Consider the following 17,046-nt stretch of genomic DNA (forward strand, 5'->3'; position numbering starts at 1 on the left):
AGAGGGCCGCAGGGCTGCAGCCTCGCTGCTGATACTCAACAAAATCATCACTTCTAATCAGTCAGCGGCAGCGCCATCTTTCACAAAGGTCATCGCCGCAAACGGCAGCTATGCGGACGAAGCCGGCTTTCGCTGCATGCGCTCCAATGGCCGCAGTCGGCGCATCGCGATGGCGACGCCCCGAAGGTCGGGCGGGAAGCGGACGTTCGCTTTGGTCCGCACAAATGTCGGCTAGTGGGCATTGCTGCCACAATACCTTGAGTTGGACACGCTCGGTAAGACATCATACCGTGAAGGTTACGCAATAGTTGAGTCGCTCCATGAAACTTATTTCTGCCCACGTCACCAATTATCGCAGCATCCTTGATTCCAGTCCCGTAACGATAGGCCAATCCACCTGCCTAGTGGGGAAGAACGAGGCGGGTAAAACTGCATTCTTAAAGGCGCTTGAAGGCATCAACTCTACAGATGAAAACTACACCTCATACAATAAGACCGAGAACTACCCTCGCCGCTTCCTGGCCGACTACAAGGAAAAACACGAAGGCGAAGAGGCCCGAGTTGTTGAAACGGATTGGGAGCTTGAAGACGCAGACGTTGCATTGCTGGTCGAAGAATTTGGAGAAGATGTCGTTACGGGCACCCGAGTAACTATCAGCAAGTCATATGAAGAAAATGGAAAGACTTGGTCAGTTCCGGTCGATGAGGCAGTCCTGCTTGCAAAGCTGATCACTCGCTACGGGCTATCGAATGAAGATGCAGAGCCCATAGCAAAAGATCGCAGCACGTGGCTGGCGGCGTCTAAACTAGGAAAACTTGAAGAACGCTCCGAGGCGCAACAGGAATTGCTTGATGCAATAAAGAAGTACCGGGGAGAAAGTGCCGCAGAAAAAGCGATTGATCTGATAAAAGGCAACCTGCCAAAGTTCCTATATTTTTCACACTACGACCGCATGGTCGGAGAGATTTCGATCAACCAGTTGGCCCACGACAAACAGCATGGCGGCATCAAAGACGGGGATCAGGTCTTTCTCGATTTCCTCGAATATGCCGGGACGAACTTGGACGAGCTGACGGGTGCGACCAAGTTTGAGGAGATGAACGCCAAATGTGAGGCCGCTGCAAATCGGATCACGGATCAGATTTTCGAATATTGGACCCAGAACGATCAACTCGAAATCGACGTTCGTTTGGACGAGGGCAAGAAAGAAGACCTTGCACCGTTCAATAGTGGTCCTGTTGCTCGGGCGCGTGTCAAAAACAATCTACATCGCGTCACGGTTCCCTTCTCGGAGAGATCAGCAGGCTTCATTTGGTTCTTTTCGTTCTTGGTGAAATTCGCGCAGATCAAAAAGCACCAAGGCAATGTGATCATTCTTTTGGACGAACCGGGGCTGACCCTCCACGGCACCGCACAAAAAGACCTCTTGCGATACTTCCGCGAGCAACTGGAGCCGAAGCATCAAATCATCTTCTCGACGCACTCGCCATTCATGGTGCCTGCCGACAATCTGGAGAGCGTTCGGACGGTGGAGGATGTTGTCAAGCGCGACCAGCGGGACCGCCCCTATTCGGAAGGAACGAAGATCCGACCCGACGTGCTGACCACTGATCCGCAGACAAACTTCCCTGTATTCGGTGCGATGGGTTTCGAAGTTACCCAAGGCCTAATAATCTCGCCTGACACCCTTCTTGTCGAGGGACCGAGCGACATCCTCTATTTGCAAGCCATGTCGAAGAAGCTGCAATCGCTTGGGCGTCCTTATCTGGACCCGAAATGGGCGATCTGCCCTTCCGGGGGCATCGACAAGGTGCTGCCTTTCGTCAAGCTTTTCTATGGCAACAATTTAAACATCGCAGTAATGACGGACTTTGACCGCGGGCAACGCCGCAAGCTTGACGACCTCTATAAGGCCGAGTTGCTAGAACAGGAGCGGATTATCCTCGCCACGGAAATAGCCGATCAGGAAGAAGCGGATACCGAAGACTTCTTCGACACCGCGTTCTTTGTCGATCTGGTCAATGCGACTTATGATTTGAAGGGCAAGGACAAGTTGTCAGCGAAGAAGTTGGCGGAAGCGGACGAGAACACGGTACGCGCCGTCAAAAAAGCGGAGGCTTATTTCCGAGTGCTGCCTGACACAATCCCGACATTCAGTCACTACGACCCGGCCTACCATCTGCTGACGCACCCCGAGCTGCTGGACGAAGGGAACAAGTCCGTTCAGAAGACACTCGACACATTCCAAGCGGCGATCGAGCGTATCAACGCTCATATTTGAGGAAACAGGTCTTCGCGTACACAGCGGACCTTCAAGTGGGATCTTCTAACGGCAGCTTTGGGCCGGGCTCACCTTGGCCAATGGCAGCAATGCACGGTTCGCAACCATTCATGCAGCATGCAGCATCCGGTGGATTGGGCTCAGAGCAGACATTCGAGGCGATGCCCAACTTGAATTCTCCTGCTGCTCTTCGATGAATTCGCAAGATGATCTTGTTGAGTGTCAGCAGCCTCGCGACAGAGCGCCATCACCGCTACGAGAGCGACAATCCATCTCTCAGAGCGGCGCTGTGCGGCTCTGTGGGCTTCCCCACCATCTCGCGACTTGTTGAAGTGCCCTTTGGAGACGGGGCAGAATAGGCCATTTCAGTGCTGATCGACCCGAATGTATTTCGACAGCCTAACGATTATGCAATCGACAGCGCGGGTCACTTTCTTCGCATGTAGGACGCTCTGCCCGCGAATATCTGTACAAGCTCGTGCTCGGCGCAATCGTGAGCGTCGACTACCATTATTTCTCAATCAATGGCCTTTGGGTCGCAGAGCCCGAAGGGCATTGCTTCTGCAAATGCCAAATGTCAGCGTTCAACCATCGATGCGAAAGAAGCTGGGAGCGCACCTTTCATGGCCGGAAGACGACACCACCATATCTGGCAAATGCTTCAAAGAGGATTTGCTTCGAGGGAGCATGGCGAACATCACGTTTGGGTCTACCGAAAGGACTGCGCTGCGAAGCGGACGGTGACGCGGAAGTTCGGACAGGATTCCTATTTCTATGGCCCCGAGGGATCCGCAGCAGATCTCAACATCACAGATTTCGAAAACCGAGTTCAGAGCCACATTCAGGACGCAAGGGCGGCCGAGGATGGGACCAAGGTTGATAGCGATATTTGGGCCGCAATCGTTTCACATCTGGAAATGCGCAGCTTATTCATGCGCGAAATAATGTCACAAATTCCGGAGCGTTTTGCCAAAGCGATCGCCGGCTACCTTCAGTCCCCGGAAATCCGAGAGCAGATTATGACCGCATATCTCAGGAACCCAGAGAATGTGGAGACGCTTGCATCAGAGATAGGCTTGCCTGCAGAACAAATCTCACTTTTCCTCGATGCTCCGGGTGCTCTTCCAGCGTTGATTGCGGGTGGGGCAAATGACCTCGCGGACAACGCGTTACCCTTTCTCAGCTTCCTTCAGGAGATACTCCCCAAAAAAATGAAACAAACCCATAATCAGGCTTTGGAGCGCGACTTCGCATTTTCGGAGCGAGCAGACAGCCATGCTCTGCTCAAGTACACTGTTCGTCAATATGATGATGGGCCGCTTATTCTCCCGGACACAACGCTCGCGTTTTTCTCCAGAAAAGGATGCAGACCAACGTGGCGACGCGATGATCGAATTGATGCGGTCGTTGTTCCGATCTCGACTAGCACAGCAGTCGTCGGGTGCGTGCATGGGAACTTTGTCCGTGACGCAGAGACCATAAGGCGCGCCTTGGCGAGCTGTGCATATCAGGCATTTCTGGCCAAGGATCTGACCGAGGCAAATTCAAGGCTGTCGCGGCGCATCTCGACAAACGCGCGGCTTTACAGTGACGTCGAATATAGACGTGCAACCTCGCTCGAGCACTTCCTCAAGCTGTGACCATTCACGGATTGCGTCAGCAGGTCCGGATCACACGATTACGCCATCCGGATGCTCGTATCAGCAAACACGCAGTGGAACAGTTCTCTGGCTTCACGTCGCATTGCTTCCCGCATTCGCGCTTCGATCACTGCCGCATCTGCGGCTGTGGTGTTCGAAAAGAAGAAGCCGCCAGGAACGGCACAACCAGCATCGCGGTGCGGCTGAATTGCGTGGGCGCCGTGGTGCGCAAGACAAACGCCTGAGCCAGTTCTCACCATGCTTCTCGACAGATTGGCATAAGCAGCTTCTGTAATTGCCTTTCTGTCTGGAATAGCGAATTGATGTCGGTGATGGCAGCAATTGGCAATCCACCGAGTTTTGTCGAGGAGAAGACTATGGCGCGTATGATTTTCTGCAACATCGGCTGGATGAGCCGATATCAAGGAATTTCTCATCAACCCGACAAGATTGTAGGGGGCGGCAGATATCCGCGCGATAATGGTATGGGGGGAGAAGTCTGCAATTTCTTGGGCTGCGACGACGGTCAGGTTTATGGCCACGTCGAGTCAATCCGTGGGGAGGTGGATCGGAAGATCCGCCTTGAGAACTGGGGAGGCGTTGGCGATTCCCTGAGCGCGATTGACCTCATCTGGACGGCAACTCACCCAACTGAGGGTGGCCGTCGCGTTGTCGGGTGGTACCGCAACGCGACAATCTTTCGCGAGCGGCAATTTTTTCACCGCCCACCATCAAAGCAGCATCGCATTGATGAGATTGGAAGCTACCGGGTTCGCGCGCAGGCGAAGGATGCTCATCTACTCACTATTGAAGACAGAACATTGACCATGCCGCGTGGTCCGGGTTGGTTGGGGCAGACACCATGGTGGTCGCCTCCCGAAGATGCCGCGGGAGAAGTGCCGAAGTTCATTCAACAAGTTCAGCAGCTTTTGAATCATAACGCGCAACATGATCAGCGTGGAAAGAGCAACGGTCTTGGTTCGCATATGAAAAACAGCCCAGACACAGCAAGCGATCCGTACATCCGATATGTGACGGAGAATGAAGTCCAGATCAGCCCACGACACAACGAGTTACAAAAGAAATTCGAAGCCTTTCTGGCAACCATCGCCGGTAAGGAGATCGGTGCCAACCTCGAAAGCGTAGACCTTCGATACATCGACGCAGCCCGGGGAAGCGTTCTTGTGGAAGTAAAACCTTGTGAAGTTGGAGCGGAGCGATTTGCGATCCGGACCGCGATGGGGCAGTTGCTTGACTATAGGCAGCGTGCAGCAGGCAATCCGTCCCTCCTAATCGTGATCGAGTCCGAGCCCAATGATCAGGATAAAAGGCTCGCAACCATGAACGGCTTCGGGATTGCCTATCCTTTTAAGGACACATTCAAGGTATTGTGGCCGAGCAGGTGACGAGGATAAAGCGAGCGTCCCGCAAGAGCCCGGCTTTTCCAGTGTTGCGTGAATGTTGCGCGGAGGAAACGGCGCTGGCTGCAGGGGTGCAACCCTCCGGCGCAAGCCCGGCCATCCATGTGCGGGCTGCATTCCCACAGCCTTTGCCAAGGCAAACGACGCCCAAAAAGATCTAATCTAATCAAATTGCGCGAAGGCTGAGGGCTTTCGGACCAGCGGGAGCAACTCGGACGCGACAGATTCTTCATGGCGGTGATCTCGATCCGGCCTGAGCGCGCTGCCGCCGATCACTTTCGCGTTCGCCTCTGCCACAGCCTTTTTCCAGCCATTGGCGATCCTCTCGCCTTTGCACATCGGGGTCCGGTCATCCAGATCGGAACCGAATTCATTCTCCAGTTCCGCGCGCTCCTCGATCGAAAGCGACAAGGCGGAAGGCTCATGCTGGACCGGCGATGCCGCCAGAATGGCTTTCGCCTGATCCGGACTGATCGAAGTGTCAAAAGCCAGGGTCTTTGCTTGATTCCAGCGGCCCTGCGCCTCAGGCAGTTTGAGGATTCCGCTGATCCGCGCCGTTTCCTCCGCAAAGCCGGCCTTGTGGCCTTCGGCCCTCGCAGCGTCCAGATCGGCCTGAGTGAACCCCGTGCTTTCAGCCTGCGGGGCAGTCGTCGTCGGATTGCTCATTGCAATTCCCTTCCGGTTTGTGGCCCCGAGGGCCTTGGTGGTGGAAAATTCGGCCAGCACCTCGTCCAGCGAGGCGACGCGGTCAGCGAGGCCGATATCGATGGCATCTGCGCCGAAATAGACCCGCGCTTCGGTCGCGCGGACCTGAGCCTCCGTCATTCGGCTGGTGCGGCCTTCGGCAACGAGCCCGACGAACTGGTCGTAGAACTTCATCACCTCTGCCTGCAGGTCAGCGCGCACGCCCTCGGACAGAGGGCCGAGCGAGTTGCCGTCGACCTTGTGCGCGCCTGCATGGATCAAGGTCGCCTTGACGCCCTTCTTCTCCAACTCACCCGAGCGGTCGAGATGGGTCAGCACCACGCCGACCGAGCCGACCATGGATGTGGGCGAGACGATGATTTCCCGCGCACCGGAGGCGATGCCATAGGCGGCGGAGGCAGCCACGTCGTTGACCATGGCCAGCACCGGTTTCGACTGGTTCACTTCGCGGACCAGTCGTGCCAGCCCGAACATGCCGGTCGCTTCGCCGCCGGGGCTGTCGATATCCAGCAGGATTGCCGAAACTTCCGGATCGGACGCAGCTTCGCGCATCTGCGCGGCCAGCCCTTCATAGGAGACAAGACCGGAACTTGCCCCGATCCACGCCCCGCGGTTTACCAGCGCACCTACGATGGGCAGGATGGCCGTGCCGTCCTTCACCCGGGTTAGGCCGCGCTTGCCGCCCTTGCGGCGATAGCTGCCGACAAAGCCATTGGCCTCGGGCGATGCCGAGGCCGAAGGGGTGGTGACAATCTGGTAGAGTCCGATGCGGCCCTGAATGACTTCCAGCACGATCTGGGCCTTATCCGGATGCAGCAGCAGCGGCCGGTTCAGCACTCGGCTGGCGATGTAGGGCAGCGACGGCGCGCCCGATACGGGCCGGGCAGTCTTGCTCTGGTCTGGCTTCTCAATCGTTTTCATCGCTTCAGGTTCTCTTGCTGGAAATTGTGGCGGCCGGCACTACCACCACGCCGGCCGCCGACGCGCCCCGACCACCCCGCAGAGAGAGGAGGGCGCGTATCTCTGTCATCAGGCGAATTCGCTGTCTGCGCGCAGCAGGATGTCGCCATCGGTATCGCGCCGGCGCAGGATCGGGTTGCCGACGCGCTCTGCCTCACGAATCAGCGCCTCTTCGGCCATTTCAACATCGTGCAGATCGGTGCGAAGGCGCTTCAACTCCCGCGCGCGGTCTTCCAGCGGCATTTCAGGCTGGGTGTAGCTTTGGTCGATCAGCGCGATCAGCTGCTCGCGGAACGCCGCGCGATTGGCGCCGACAAGCAAGCCCATCACAGCCTCGGTGCGTGGAGGCTCGAAGACAGCGCCACCAGAATTGCGCACGAGCCCAGGCGTGTAAACCGCGTCCTGTCCCTCGGCGATCATCCGGTCGAGTCCGCGGTCAATGGCGGCAATCACATCGCTGCGCAGTGCAGGCAGGGATTCGATGCGGTCGATCTCGTCGAGGATGGCGAGGCGCTTGTCGCGAAGATCGCCGACGCCCTGCTTCATCTGGGCACTGGCGACGCGCGTCGCGTTCAGCAGTTTGGAAAATGGTGATTTCACGTTCATTGGCTGGCCTCCTCGTAGAGATACGGCACGGAGGTCAGACCGGAGCCGCCGCGGTCAAGTTCGAGCGGAATTTCGAGACCCAATTCCTTCGCCCGTTCCAGAGCCGCCTGGAAATTGCTCGCGCGGGCCGTCCGGATTTCGCTGACTTCGGCGGATTCGCGATCAATCGCCTGCCTTGCAGCCGCCAGCTCGGCGATCTTTGCTTCAGCCGCTTCGATCGCCTTTCCGACGTCATGGCTTGGCGCATAGTCCATCCTCAGATTTAGCAACTGGCGCTGCCAGTGGTGGCCACGCTCGCGCAGTTCGTCGCGTCGGTCGGAGAGCGACCGGATACGGGCGCGCTCCGCTTCGGCCAAAGCGTTCAGTTCCAGCAGGCGGCCGGGGTCGTATTTCGATTTCTCGTCGATCATCGCGATTTCCTCATTCGTCTGCTTTTGATGATGGGGCGGATCGGATTTCATTAGGACCCCACCCTTTTGAAATTTCGTCGCGCATCAGATCGCGGCGGATGGTCGAGGCCGATGCCGGCGCAATCCCGGCCCGCGCCAGCGCCCAGAAAGCTGCCGCCTCGGGATTTGCGGGCTCCTCGTGCAGCCGCCCACCGTTCGCGGCCTGCCAGCGGTTCCAGCGGGTGGCGATCATCGCGGCGGCGGCGTTGGCGCTCAGGCCCCGATAGGCTTCGAGGCGAAGAAGCGAGCGAAGCCGGATGCCGCGTTGAGCAATGGCCAGATCCTGCCGAACCGAGCCGCTGCCGGACTCCACGACGCCGAGCCAGTTGCCCAAATCGGCGCCAGCCCCGTCATCGAGCCACGCTCGCAGCATCGCGGCCACCGCCCGCACCTCCGGCTCTGGAGCGTACCTTCCCCAGTCAGCGAGGCCGAGAAGCCCTCGGGCCAGATCCAACCCGGCAAGCTGTTCTGGCTCCGGCCCGTCTGCCCGGTCGAGCAGATCCTCGAACCGCTCCGCTGGAGCCCAGACCGGACGCGGCAGATCGTCGACGCCGTCAGCCTCGCTGCTGCAGAAGACAGCAGGTTTCGGATCGCCGGTCATCGCCATGCCTCCGGGTCGTATGCCTCGGGGTCGCGGCAGCGCCGCCCTGCGGAACCGGTATCAGTTGGCGGGGCACAGGGCGGTCCGAGCGCACCTCCACCGTTCAGCGCGGCCCGATAGGCCAAGAGCGCCAGAGTCCCGACCGGCGGGCGGCTGGGTGCACCGTTGCGCATCTGGCCGCTGCCGGTCTCTGCGCAGAGAATGGCGGTAGTGCCGGGCGGAGCGGGTGGAGGTTCGGCATCCACCTCGGACTCAAGCTGATCTGCCGTTGCAACAGGCGCGGTGCTCTCATCTTTCTGAGACCACATATCCTTTAACACTAAAGTGCCGGGAACTTTCTTCCCGGTAGGCTTTTTCGGCTTCGGCGTGTCGCTCTTGATGACAGTGGACTCGCCAACCTGTGCAGCGGCCCAGCGGCCGAGACTGGCCAGATCGTCGCGCAGGGATTTCGGCAGGTGATAGCCCAGCGCTTCCATCTGCTCGACGATGAATTGCAGGCAGCCCGCTCTGAACTCCGTGGCCAGCCCCTTGCCTTTGTCGCCAAGCCTGCCGCCCTTGGCATAGCGCGCCACAGCGACGATGCCGACCTCCTTGAGGCGGGTGATCGCCTTGGACACGGTTCGCTGGCTATAGCCTGTCTGCTTCGCCAGCATGGCGCGGGTCGGGCGATAGTGGCGCTCTTTCCGAACACAGGCGCATAGGTTCTGCCGGATCATCTTGGCGAGGATCGCAGCTTCTCCACGGGTCAACTGACCGCCGGGCTGGCGATCAGTGATGGTGCGAAGTGCAGACTCTACGGCTCGGGCCTGCCCAAACATCGCCTTGCGGCGCTCGATCTCATCAGAGCGGCGGCGAAGCGCCTTATCGCTCATTGTGCAGGGAAGATGATCAACCGGCATCGATAACATCGAAATCGCCCTCCCCGTTGCTCTTGTGCTGATAGAGCTCGGACACCATGCGTTGCATCAGCGCGTGCTGCTTCGGTGAAGGCGTCCAGTGCCGGCGCTTAGCCTGCTTGGCTATCGAAGCCGCGAAGCTGCGAGCCCATACGGTCGAGGCCATCCGGCAGACGGTTGGCCAGGACCACAGCAATTCTTCCACTGGGCGAAGGGTGGCGGTGCTCATGCTGCTGCCCTCCGCGTATCAACCCTCGCGAGGAAAGCTGCTTGATCCGCTTCGCTCAGATGCTGCCAGCAGGCCCAGAGATATGCCTTCTTCTCATTCCGGCTGGCCCATGATGCCCAGGTATCTGCCTCGTCCAAGTAGCCCATCAGCGGCGGGATCGGCGGGCCGGCGCGATAGTGATCGGCGGCGATTTCCAGCATTGGCAGCCGATCTTCGCGCGGCAAACCTTCAACTGCATCAACAAAGGCTATTGCGCAGGCTGGCAGGAATGCGCTACCTTCATTCTTGCAAAATTTGTACTGCACTTTCGCCCCGGCATCGGTCCCAAACCTGCCGGGGTTTTGCTTTTCTGCATCTCGCACAGAAACCGCACAGTTATCCGTGAACTTCGCCAGAACATCAGTGGTTTTGGTGGGCTTGGATTTCGCCGATTTGCTGGATGTTTCGGGGGGACCGCTAACTTGGTAAGGGAGAGGTCGAGAGTTCAAATCTCTCCGGCAGCACCAGTATTTCCCGTTTGAAATCAAAGAAGTGCTATAATAGCAGGGTGATATGAGCCTCAGGTGCTACACCGAGGTGCTACACATAGGTCCTGCAAATGCCCCGCCCGCAGAAACATCCGAAGACCGGAATCTACTATTATCGGCAGCGCGTTCCCGTCGATCTGCATGGTCAACTGGGCAATAAGACCGTGACCCGTTCGTTGCGCACGAAAACCTGCCGATGGGCTATTGCCACCACAATGCCTGCCCCGACCGCTCTGCAACTTCACGACGTCTCGCGAGGCAATCCACTCTGCGATAATGGGCCTTGTCCATTCTGAGGCGTCTGACAAAGGCACCACCACTTAACTTCTATAGTAATTTTCGCAGCTCAGTCTTGAGAACTTTACCATACGCATTCTTAGGGAGGTCTTTGAGGCATAGGTAACGTTTCGGGCGCTTGAAACGGGCGATCAGGTTAAGACAATGGCCATCCAGCTCAGCCTCGTTCAGATCTCGACCGTTTTTTGGCACGATACAAGCGACGACAATCTCTCCCCATTCCGGATCCGGCATTCCGATAACAGAAGCCTCCAAGACAGAAGGATGCAGCAGCAGGGCCTCTTCAACTTCTCGCGGGTAGATATTCGTTCCGCCTGAAATGATAACGTCCTTGGAACGATCATGCAGCGTCAGGTAGCCCTGTTCGTCCAAAGCACCCATATCACCGGTGCGCAACCAACCGTCTTGAATCGCTGCGGCCGTCGCGGCGGGGTCATTCCAGTAACCCTTCATGACAGAGGGCCCTTTGACCGCGACTTCTCCAACCTCACCAACCGCGAGAGACTGATTTTCTTTCCCGAGAATGGCAATCTGGCAAGTCGCCTGAGAAATGCCTACAGAAACGAGGCGACGGGACCCGTTTTCTGCAGCCTCCATAGCGCTTTCGTGATCAGCACGGGTCAGAACAGAAATCGTCATCGGCGTTTCACCCTGACCGTAGATCTGGATAAATCTATTGCCAAGCTGCTGAATAGCATCGCGAATATCTGATAGATACATCGGGCCGCCGCCATATATGATGCTTCGTATGCCATCACCGCGACTTCCCCGTTCACGCGCAACTGAAACGAGGCGGCGAACCATCGTCGGTGCGGCAAAGAAACAAAGATCGCCGAGACGGTCCGCAAGATCGAGTATCTCCCGTTCATCGAAGCCGCCTGACGCGGGAACCACATGTCGCGCGCCGCAGATCATGTAGATAAATTGGTACAAACCCGCCCCATGAGACATTGGTGCCGCATAGACCTTTGCGTCCGTCGATCGGGCTGCATCCACATCCGCAAAGTAGCTGAGGCACATAGCACGCAGATTTCCGGGTGTCAGCATAACGCCCTTGGGTCGACCGGTCGTGCCCGAGGTGTAGAACAGCCAGACCAGATCGTCGCTTCCGGTCGAATATAAAGGCGGCGGCACCCGGTCCAGGGAAAGGTCCGAAAAACCTGATCCGTCCAGATCCACGATCCTGACAGACGGTGCTAAAGCGGAAAGCTCATCGACCTGATCGCTGGTTGTAAAGCAAATTTTGGCACTGGCATGATCAAGGATATATGCCGCCTCCTTTCCATGCAGCTTATAGTTAATCGGCACCGCAACCGCGCCAATACGCCATATTGCCTGCATGATGATGAGGTACTCGACCCTGTTCGCTGCGAATATCGCGACGCGATCACCGGCATTTATTCCGGCTTCCTGCAACCCTGCAGCCAGCCGACCTGCACGCGCATTAAACTGCGCATAAGTGGCAACGAGCTCTGCACCGTGGAAAAGCGCCGCGCGATCTGGCCAGACCCGCGCGGCGCGCTCGAGCCAGTAGGCCGGGTTCATTTTACGGCCTCCAGCAATGAGACGTAGTTCGCCACGGCAGCCCCGCCCATATTAAAAACACAGGCCAGTTCGGCACCGGGCACCTGCATTTGATCGGCGTTGCCTGTGACTTGCCGCGCGGCCAAAACATGCATTGAAACGCCGGTTGCGCCGACAGGATGCCCTTTCGCCTTCAGCCCGCCAGAGAGGTTTACCGGCAGCCGCCCTTCGGGCATGACCGTCCCATCGTCAAGCGCTTGCCTGCCCCTGCCGTCTGGTGCCAAACCCATCGCCTCATAAATCATGAGTTCTGCAATCGTGAAGCAGTCATGCACCTCAGCACATGACAGGTCTGAGACAGTCACGCCAGCCAGTTCATATGCGCGTCGAAAAGCCTCTGCGGGGCCACCGAACTCCAGCAAGTTCCGCCTGGACATCGGCATGAAATCATTCACCTGTACAGCGGCCCTGAAGCCGACTGCGAGCGAATGCTCATTGAGCAGGCTCTCATCAGAAATAACCAGAGCGGCCGCCCCGTCAGAGATCAGTGAGCAATCCGTCATCCTGAGCGGCGACGCAATGAGCGGGTTTTTCTCAGATACGGTATCGCAGAATTCAACGGAAAGCGGCTTATGCAGTTGCGCCAGCGGGTTGTTCATGGCGTTGGCGTGATTCTTGGCAGCAATATGCGCGAGAGTTGTGCTGCAATCACCATGAGCCTGAGAATAGGCCTGTGCGAAGCGGGCAAAGACCTGCGGAAACGAAGTGCCCGCCTCCTCCCTCTGATAGGCAGCTCCACCAAGCGCCTCGGTAACACCAGCGGTATCCGTCGCCGTCATCTTTTCGACACCAACAACCAGCGCCCGCTTTATCGTCCCGGCCCTTATGGCGTCACGCGCCGCGAATATGGCTGCCGATCCGGACGCGCAGGCATTCTCGCAGCGGGTTGCTGGAATGAAGCGCATTGAAGGGTCAAGGTTGAACACAAGTGACGACGGGAAGGCATCATTTACCATTCCTGCGTTGAAATGGCCGATCCAGACGGCGTCAATGGCATCCGGCGTTATCCCGGAATGCTTAATTGCCTCGTCGGCAGCGGCCAGGATCAGATCTTCGAGATCACCATCAAAACGCCCGAATTTGGTATGACCCCAGCCAGTAATATACGCTTCACCCATTTGACCTCTCCAAATCAGTTTATCTTTTTTATCCCAAGTATTGCGCGCGCTTCAGCCGGGGTAGCAGGCCTTCCCCCAGCTTCCGAAATCGTTTTGACCGCAGTCTTTAACAGCTCACCATTTGACACGGGCGATCCGTTTCCGTCAGTCAGGCAGTCCTCCAGCCCCGCACGCACATGCCCTCCACCGATGACAGTCTCACGCATTACCCAGATATTATCATCGCCTGCCGCGAAAGCCGCCCATGCCAGCCCTGCCGGGATGCGTTCCCGCATGGCAGAAAAGGCTGAATGCGTCGCCGGGGCGCCACCATAGGCCGTACCGAGACAAAGCTGGACGAATGGCCGATCAGGGAAACACCCTTCCTCAATCAGTTTTCGTGCTGTCTCCAAATGCCCAAAATCAAAGCACTCCACTTCGGCGACGATGCCCGCTTCGGAATAAAGGCGGGCCATCTCGCGCAGATCAGATGGGCGGGCTACATGAATGGCTTCGTCAATTGCGAAGGTCCCGAAATCTATCGTGCCGATCTCTGGGCGCTCAGTTAGAATATGCGCAGCACGTCCCGCTGGCGGCCGCAGCGTCGACTTCGAAGAAAACTGAAAGCTTCGAGAGTCATCGAGATACAGAAAGCCATCCATTGACGCACTGAGATTCAGCAGAATGTCTGTTTCGTCCTCACGAATAAGGCGAACAATTTCAGCCCAAATCTCCGGCGAATTACATGGTACACCGGTGCTCGGATTTCGGGCGTGGATATGCAGCACCGCGGCGCCCAGCCGAGCCGCATCCTTCGCCGCGGCTGCAATCGCTGACGGACTAATTGGCAGGCTGGAATTGATTGACGCTGCATCGGGCCGTCCACCGTTGATACAAGCGGTCAAGATAACGGGCCGGGTCACTCGGTCCTCTCCCTGACACGTGTTACGGCATCGTCCGCAGCTTTTTGAAGAAACATGGCATCCTGCATAAGCCCGATGAAACGATATCCTTTCGCCGCATAGTCAATCGCATGCTCTGTGCTCGCGGCGAATATCCCCGACAGCTTTCCGGCGGCCCCTGCCCGTTCAGCAACCCTAGTAAGTGCGGCATCCACCTTTGGGCTGCTGAGTGAGCTACCGTCAGAAAGAGAGACAGACAGATCGACAGGTCCGACAAACACACCGTCAATGCCCGGTACGGATAGTATTGCCTCAAGGTTGTCGAGCGCCTGTTGCGTTTCGATCATTGCAATCGAGAGATTCAGCTCGTTCGCTTGTTTCAGATATTCCGGTCCGCTCAGACCCGAAAGCGGGATCGCGCGGCGCGGGCCCCAACTACGCGCACCAAGCGGCGGAAATTTCGTATAGGCGACAAGTTTCTCGGCATCCGTAACGGTGTTCACCATTGGACAAACGACCCCTACTGCACCGAAATCCAGAACACGGGAAACCAAACCTCCACAACCGACCGGGACACGAACAAAAACCGGCTTTCCCTCAAGCGCAGCAGCAGCGACGCAAGCGATAACCGCCGCCTCGTCAAACATTCCATGCTGCATATCCAGAAGCACGGAATCGAGCTTGGTTCGGGCCAGCGCTTCGGTGACGTTGGGATCAGGAAACTGACAGAAGGCGGTGAGATGGGTTTTGCTTTTCATCAACGAAGAGGAAAAGCCTGCATGAACCGCAGGAAACGGCATATCACTTCTCCTTCTGCGGGAAGTCTTCTGCCTGATGATCAACAATGTTCAGATAGTCTTCACGGATCGGGCAAAAGATATCGAGATTCATCACCACCTCGTCGGAGATCGGCACACCTCCATGCATAACATCCGGTGGCACGCGCAAAACTTCGCCTGCACCGACTTCGAAGGTCTGGTCACCAACCGTCCATCGCATACGCCCGGTCAGAACCACTGCGATCTGTTCGAAAGGATGTTTGTGCATGCCAAGGGTCATACCGGGTTCAAGCCAGTTCATGACGAGCAACACATCCTCACCTCGGAAACCTGCCCGACTTACATGCTCGCGCACGTTGAAGCGCGGCAGGTCCTCCCATTTTACCGGCATGCGGAACGGTTCAGTTTGATCTGTCATCTAATCCTCCTCCTCTGTCACAGTTATCGGGTTCGACTAATTTCGCGACTTCGATTGTCTTTCGACTTTCGGCAGACCGTGTAAGACCATCGTCATCCCGGCTTATTCGGGATATCCAAAACCTCCGCCGCCCGGGGTGATCATTGTGATTTCATCATCCGGTCGCATATCCGTCTTTCCTGAAAGCACCACAGATTCGCCATTCACCAAAAACTGTCCGGCCCGCCCTGATACGCCTCCATCGAGGCCCTGCGGTGCCTCGTTCAAACGACTGGGAACGGCATTAAGGAGCCACGGCTGATCAGTCCGCATGCGGAAGCTGACCCGTTGGCCATCTCCGCCCGGTTGTCGACCCGCACCTCCAGACCCCTGGTCCAGTTCTTTGCAGCTAAACACGATAGGATACGCCGCTTCGAGCACCTCGACCGGGACGGCGGAAACGCCCGTCGGATAGCAGACGGCGGAAATTCCGGGCTTGCCTGCGCGCGCGCCCATTCCCCCGGAATAGTTGAACATCGACGAAGTGAAAGCTTTTCCGTCTGCGTCCTGTCCCTGAATCTGAACTGTCCAAACCGCGCCGGAGCCTTCGGCTACGACCTTCTCCGGAACGACTTGCGACAGAGCATTCAAGATCGGGAAAGGCACATACATTCCCACAACATGCCGCGCATTGACTGGTGAGGGATAGGTCGCGTTGACGATGCAGTTATCCGGCAGTTTCAGTTTAATCGGTGCCAGAGACCCCGCATTATTCGGCAGATCCGGATTCAGGGTCGAGCGAATAGCGAAGGTTGCATAGGCCTGTGTATAGGCCGGAACGACGTTGATGCCGCGTTGACTGCGCTTCGACGAACCTTCGAAATCAATCGTGATTTCGCCAGCCTCATCGTCAATAGTGATCGCGCATTTCAGCGTAACCCTGTCGCCCCCCGGCACATCAAAGAACGTTTCCCCGTGAAATGTCCCGCCCGGCAACGCCCGGATCGAGTCTCGCGTCGCGGTTTCGGATCGGTTGATTATTTCGTCGGAAAGCAGTTCGATATCGTCCAGACCATAACGGTCGCAAAGAGCATTCAACCTTCGCGATGCAATCATGCCCGACGAGACTTGCGCGCCAAGATCACCGAGCAGCGCATCAGGGGTCCGCACGTTCCGGGTGATGACGTCAAACAACGTCTCGTTACGCACGCCCTCATCATATAGTTTCAGAACCGGTATCCACAGACCTTCTTCGTGAATATCTCGCGCCCCGGAACCGATACCATAACCTCCGATATCGGTATGGTGAATGGTCGAGCCTGCGTAACCGATAAGCCTTTCGCCGCGAAAGATCGGGGACAAAACGGTGATGTCAAAGAAATGTCCAGCCGACATCCAAGGATCATTGGTAATGAGAACATCGCCCGGTTTCAGGCTGCCAGCATCCACATGTTTCAGCATGTTGCTGGCAGCCGATGCGAGCGAATTAATATGTCCCGGTGTGCCGGTGACGGCCTGCGCCACCATGCGCGCCCGCGCATCAAAAAGACCGTTTGCGAGATCGCCAGCCTCGCGAACGATGGGTGAAAAAGCGATGCGCTGTAACGCACGCGCCTGCTCGGACACGATTCCGATCATGTTCGACCACAGGATCTGAAGTTCAACACCATCCAT

General features: G+C 57.3%; 18 protein-coding genes. 5 read left to right on the plus strand and 13 right to left on the minus strand.

Annotation, left to right across the window (positions count from 1 at the left end; translation table 11 throughout):
• The first annotated feature begins 320 nt into the window (after nucleotides 1-320).
• From PAF12_RS08465 to PAF12_RS08480, 4 genes are all read left to right on the plus strand, one after another.
• Nucleotides 321-2,282: an AAA family ATPase gene (locus PAF12_RS08465; RefSeq protein ID WP_271106505.1), complete on the plus strand. Its 1,962-nt coding sequence runs from the start codon at nucleotides 321-323 to the stop codon at nucleotides 2,280-2,282.
• Nucleotides 2,283-2,806: 524 nt separating this feature from the next.
• Nucleotides 2,807-3,922: a hypothetical protein gene (locus PAF12_RS08470; RefSeq protein ID WP_271106506.1), complete on the plus strand. Its 1,116-nt coding sequence runs from the start codon at nucleotides 2,807-2,809 to the stop codon at nucleotides 3,920-3,922.
• Nucleotides 3,919-4,167, plus strand: coding sequence for a hypothetical protein (locus PAF12_RS08475; RefSeq protein ID WP_271106507.1), 249 nt, complete (start codon nucleotides 3,919-3,921; stop codon nucleotides 4,165-4,167). The genes PAF12_RS08470 and PAF12_RS08475 overlap by 4 nt, the downstream gene beginning before the upstream one ends.
• Before the next feature lie 78 nt (nucleotides 4,168-4,245).
• Entirely contained in the window at nucleotides 4,246-5,328 is a 1,083-nt protein-coding gene (locus tag PAF12_RS08480; protein ID WP_271106508.1) for a hypothetical protein, read from the plus strand.
• A 177-nt stretch (nucleotides 5,329-5,505) separates the two neighbouring features.
• Here the strand turns inward: PAF12_RS08480 and PAF12_RS08485 are convergent, their stop codons facing one another.
• The 7 genes from PAF12_RS08485 to PAF12_RS08515 form a co-directional block, all read right to left on the minus strand.
• Nucleotides 5,506-6,969 (minus strand): S49 family peptidase, encoded by a 1,464-nt coding sequence (locus PAF12_RS08485; RefSeq protein ID WP_271106509.1) that lies wholly within the window; start codon nucleotides 6,967-6,969, stop codon nucleotides 5,506-5,508.
• A gap of 108 nt (nucleotides 6,970-7,077) precedes the next feature.
• Complete coding sequence (locus PAF12_RS08490) at nucleotides 7,078-7,614, minus strand: hypothetical protein (protein WP_271106510.1); 537 nt, start codon at nucleotides 7,612-7,614, stop codon at nucleotides 7,078-7,080.
• Nucleotides 7,611-8,024 (minus strand): hypothetical protein, encoded by a 414-nt coding sequence (locus PAF12_RS08495; protein ID WP_271106511.1) that lies wholly within the window; start codon nucleotides 8,022-8,024, stop codon nucleotides 7,611-7,613. Before PAF12_RS08495 ends, PAF12_RS08490 begins: the two co-directional genes overlap by 4 nt.
• 10 nt (nucleotides 8,025-8,034) lie before the next feature.
• Nucleotides 8,035-8,664: a hypothetical protein gene (locus PAF12_RS08500; protein WP_271106512.1), complete on the minus strand. Its 630-nt coding sequence runs from the start codon at nucleotides 8,662-8,664 to the stop codon at nucleotides 8,035-8,037.
• Nucleotides 8,661-9,536 (minus strand): hypothetical protein, encoded by an 876-nt coding sequence (locus PAF12_RS08505; protein WP_271106513.1) that lies wholly within the window; start codon nucleotides 9,534-9,536, stop codon nucleotides 8,661-8,663. The genes PAF12_RS08500 and PAF12_RS08505 overlap by 4 nt, the downstream gene beginning before the upstream one ends.
• A gap of 16 nt (nucleotides 9,537-9,552) precedes the next feature.
• The gene (locus tag PAF12_RS08510; RefSeq protein WP_271106514.1) at nucleotides 9,553-9,789 is read right to left on the minus strand and encodes a hypothetical protein; all 237 of its coding nucleotides are present in this window, start codon (nucleotides 9,787-9,789) and stop codon (nucleotides 9,553-9,555) included.
• On the minus strand, nucleotides 9,786-10,277 hold the full coding sequence (locus PAF12_RS08515; protein ID WP_271106515.1) for a hypothetical protein: 492 nt from the start codon (nucleotides 10,275-10,277) through the stop codon (nucleotides 9,786-9,788). Before PAF12_RS08515 ends, PAF12_RS08510 begins: the two co-directional genes overlap by 4 nt.
• A gap of 110 nt (nucleotides 10,278-10,387) precedes the next feature.
• On the opposite strand from PAF12_RS08515, the gene PAF12_RS19010 reads away from it, so the two are divergent.
• A complete protein-coding gene (locus PAF12_RS19010; protein ID WP_368045134.1) occupies nucleotides 10,388-10,612 on the plus strand; it encodes a DUF6538 domain-containing protein in 225 nt (74 codons plus the stop codon).
• A 31-nt stretch (nucleotides 10,613-10,643) separates the two neighbouring features.
• Here the strand turns inward: PAF12_RS19010 and PAF12_RS08520 are convergent, their stop codons facing one another.
• The 6 genes from PAF12_RS08520 to PAF12_RS08545 form a co-directional block, all read right to left on the minus strand.
• The gene (locus tag PAF12_RS08520; protein WP_271106516.1) at nucleotides 10,644-12,158 is read right to left on the minus strand and encodes an AMP-binding protein; all 1,515 of its coding nucleotides are present in this window, start codon (nucleotides 12,156-12,158) and stop codon (nucleotides 10,644-10,646) included.
• The gene (locus PAF12_RS08525) at nucleotides 12,155-13,315 is read right to left on the minus strand and encodes an acetyl-CoA acetyltransferase (protein ID WP_271106517.1); all 1,161 of its coding nucleotides are present in this window, start codon (nucleotides 13,313-13,315) and stop codon (nucleotides 12,155-12,157) included. Before PAF12_RS08525 ends, PAF12_RS08520 begins: the two co-directional genes overlap by 4 nt.
• A 14-nt stretch (nucleotides 13,316-13,329) precedes the next feature.
• A complete protein-coding gene (locus PAF12_RS08530; RefSeq protein WP_271106518.1) occupies nucleotides 13,330-14,217 on the minus strand; it encodes a 3-keto-5-aminohexanoate cleavage protein in 888 nt (295 codons plus the stop codon).
• On the minus strand, nucleotides 14,214-14,996 hold the full coding sequence (locus PAF12_RS08535) for an HpcH/HpaI aldolase/citrate lyase family protein (RefSeq protein WP_271106519.1): 783 nt from the start codon (nucleotides 14,994-14,996) through the stop codon (nucleotides 14,214-14,216). The genes PAF12_RS08530 and PAF12_RS08535 overlap by 4 nt, the downstream gene beginning before the upstream one ends.
• 1 nt (nucleotide 14,997) lies before the next feature.
• Nucleotides 14,998-15,393, minus strand: a complete 396-nt coding sequence (locus PAF12_RS08540; RefSeq protein ID WP_271106520.1) for a cupin domain-containing protein — start codon at nucleotides 15,391-15,393, stop codon at nucleotides 14,998-15,000.
• A gap of 102 nt (nucleotides 15,394-15,495) precedes the next feature.
• Nucleotides 15,496-17,046, minus strand: a complete 1,551-nt coding sequence (locus PAF12_RS08545) for a hydantoinase B/oxoprolinase family protein (protein ID WP_271106521.1) — start codon at nucleotides 17,044-17,046, stop codon at nucleotides 15,496-15,498.

Origin of the sequence: Paracoccus sp. SCSIO 75233 (assembly GCF_027912675.1) — a bacterium.
Classification (GTDB): domain Bacteria; phylum Pseudomonadota; class Alphaproteobacteria; order Rhodobacterales; family Rhodobacteraceae; genus Paracoccus.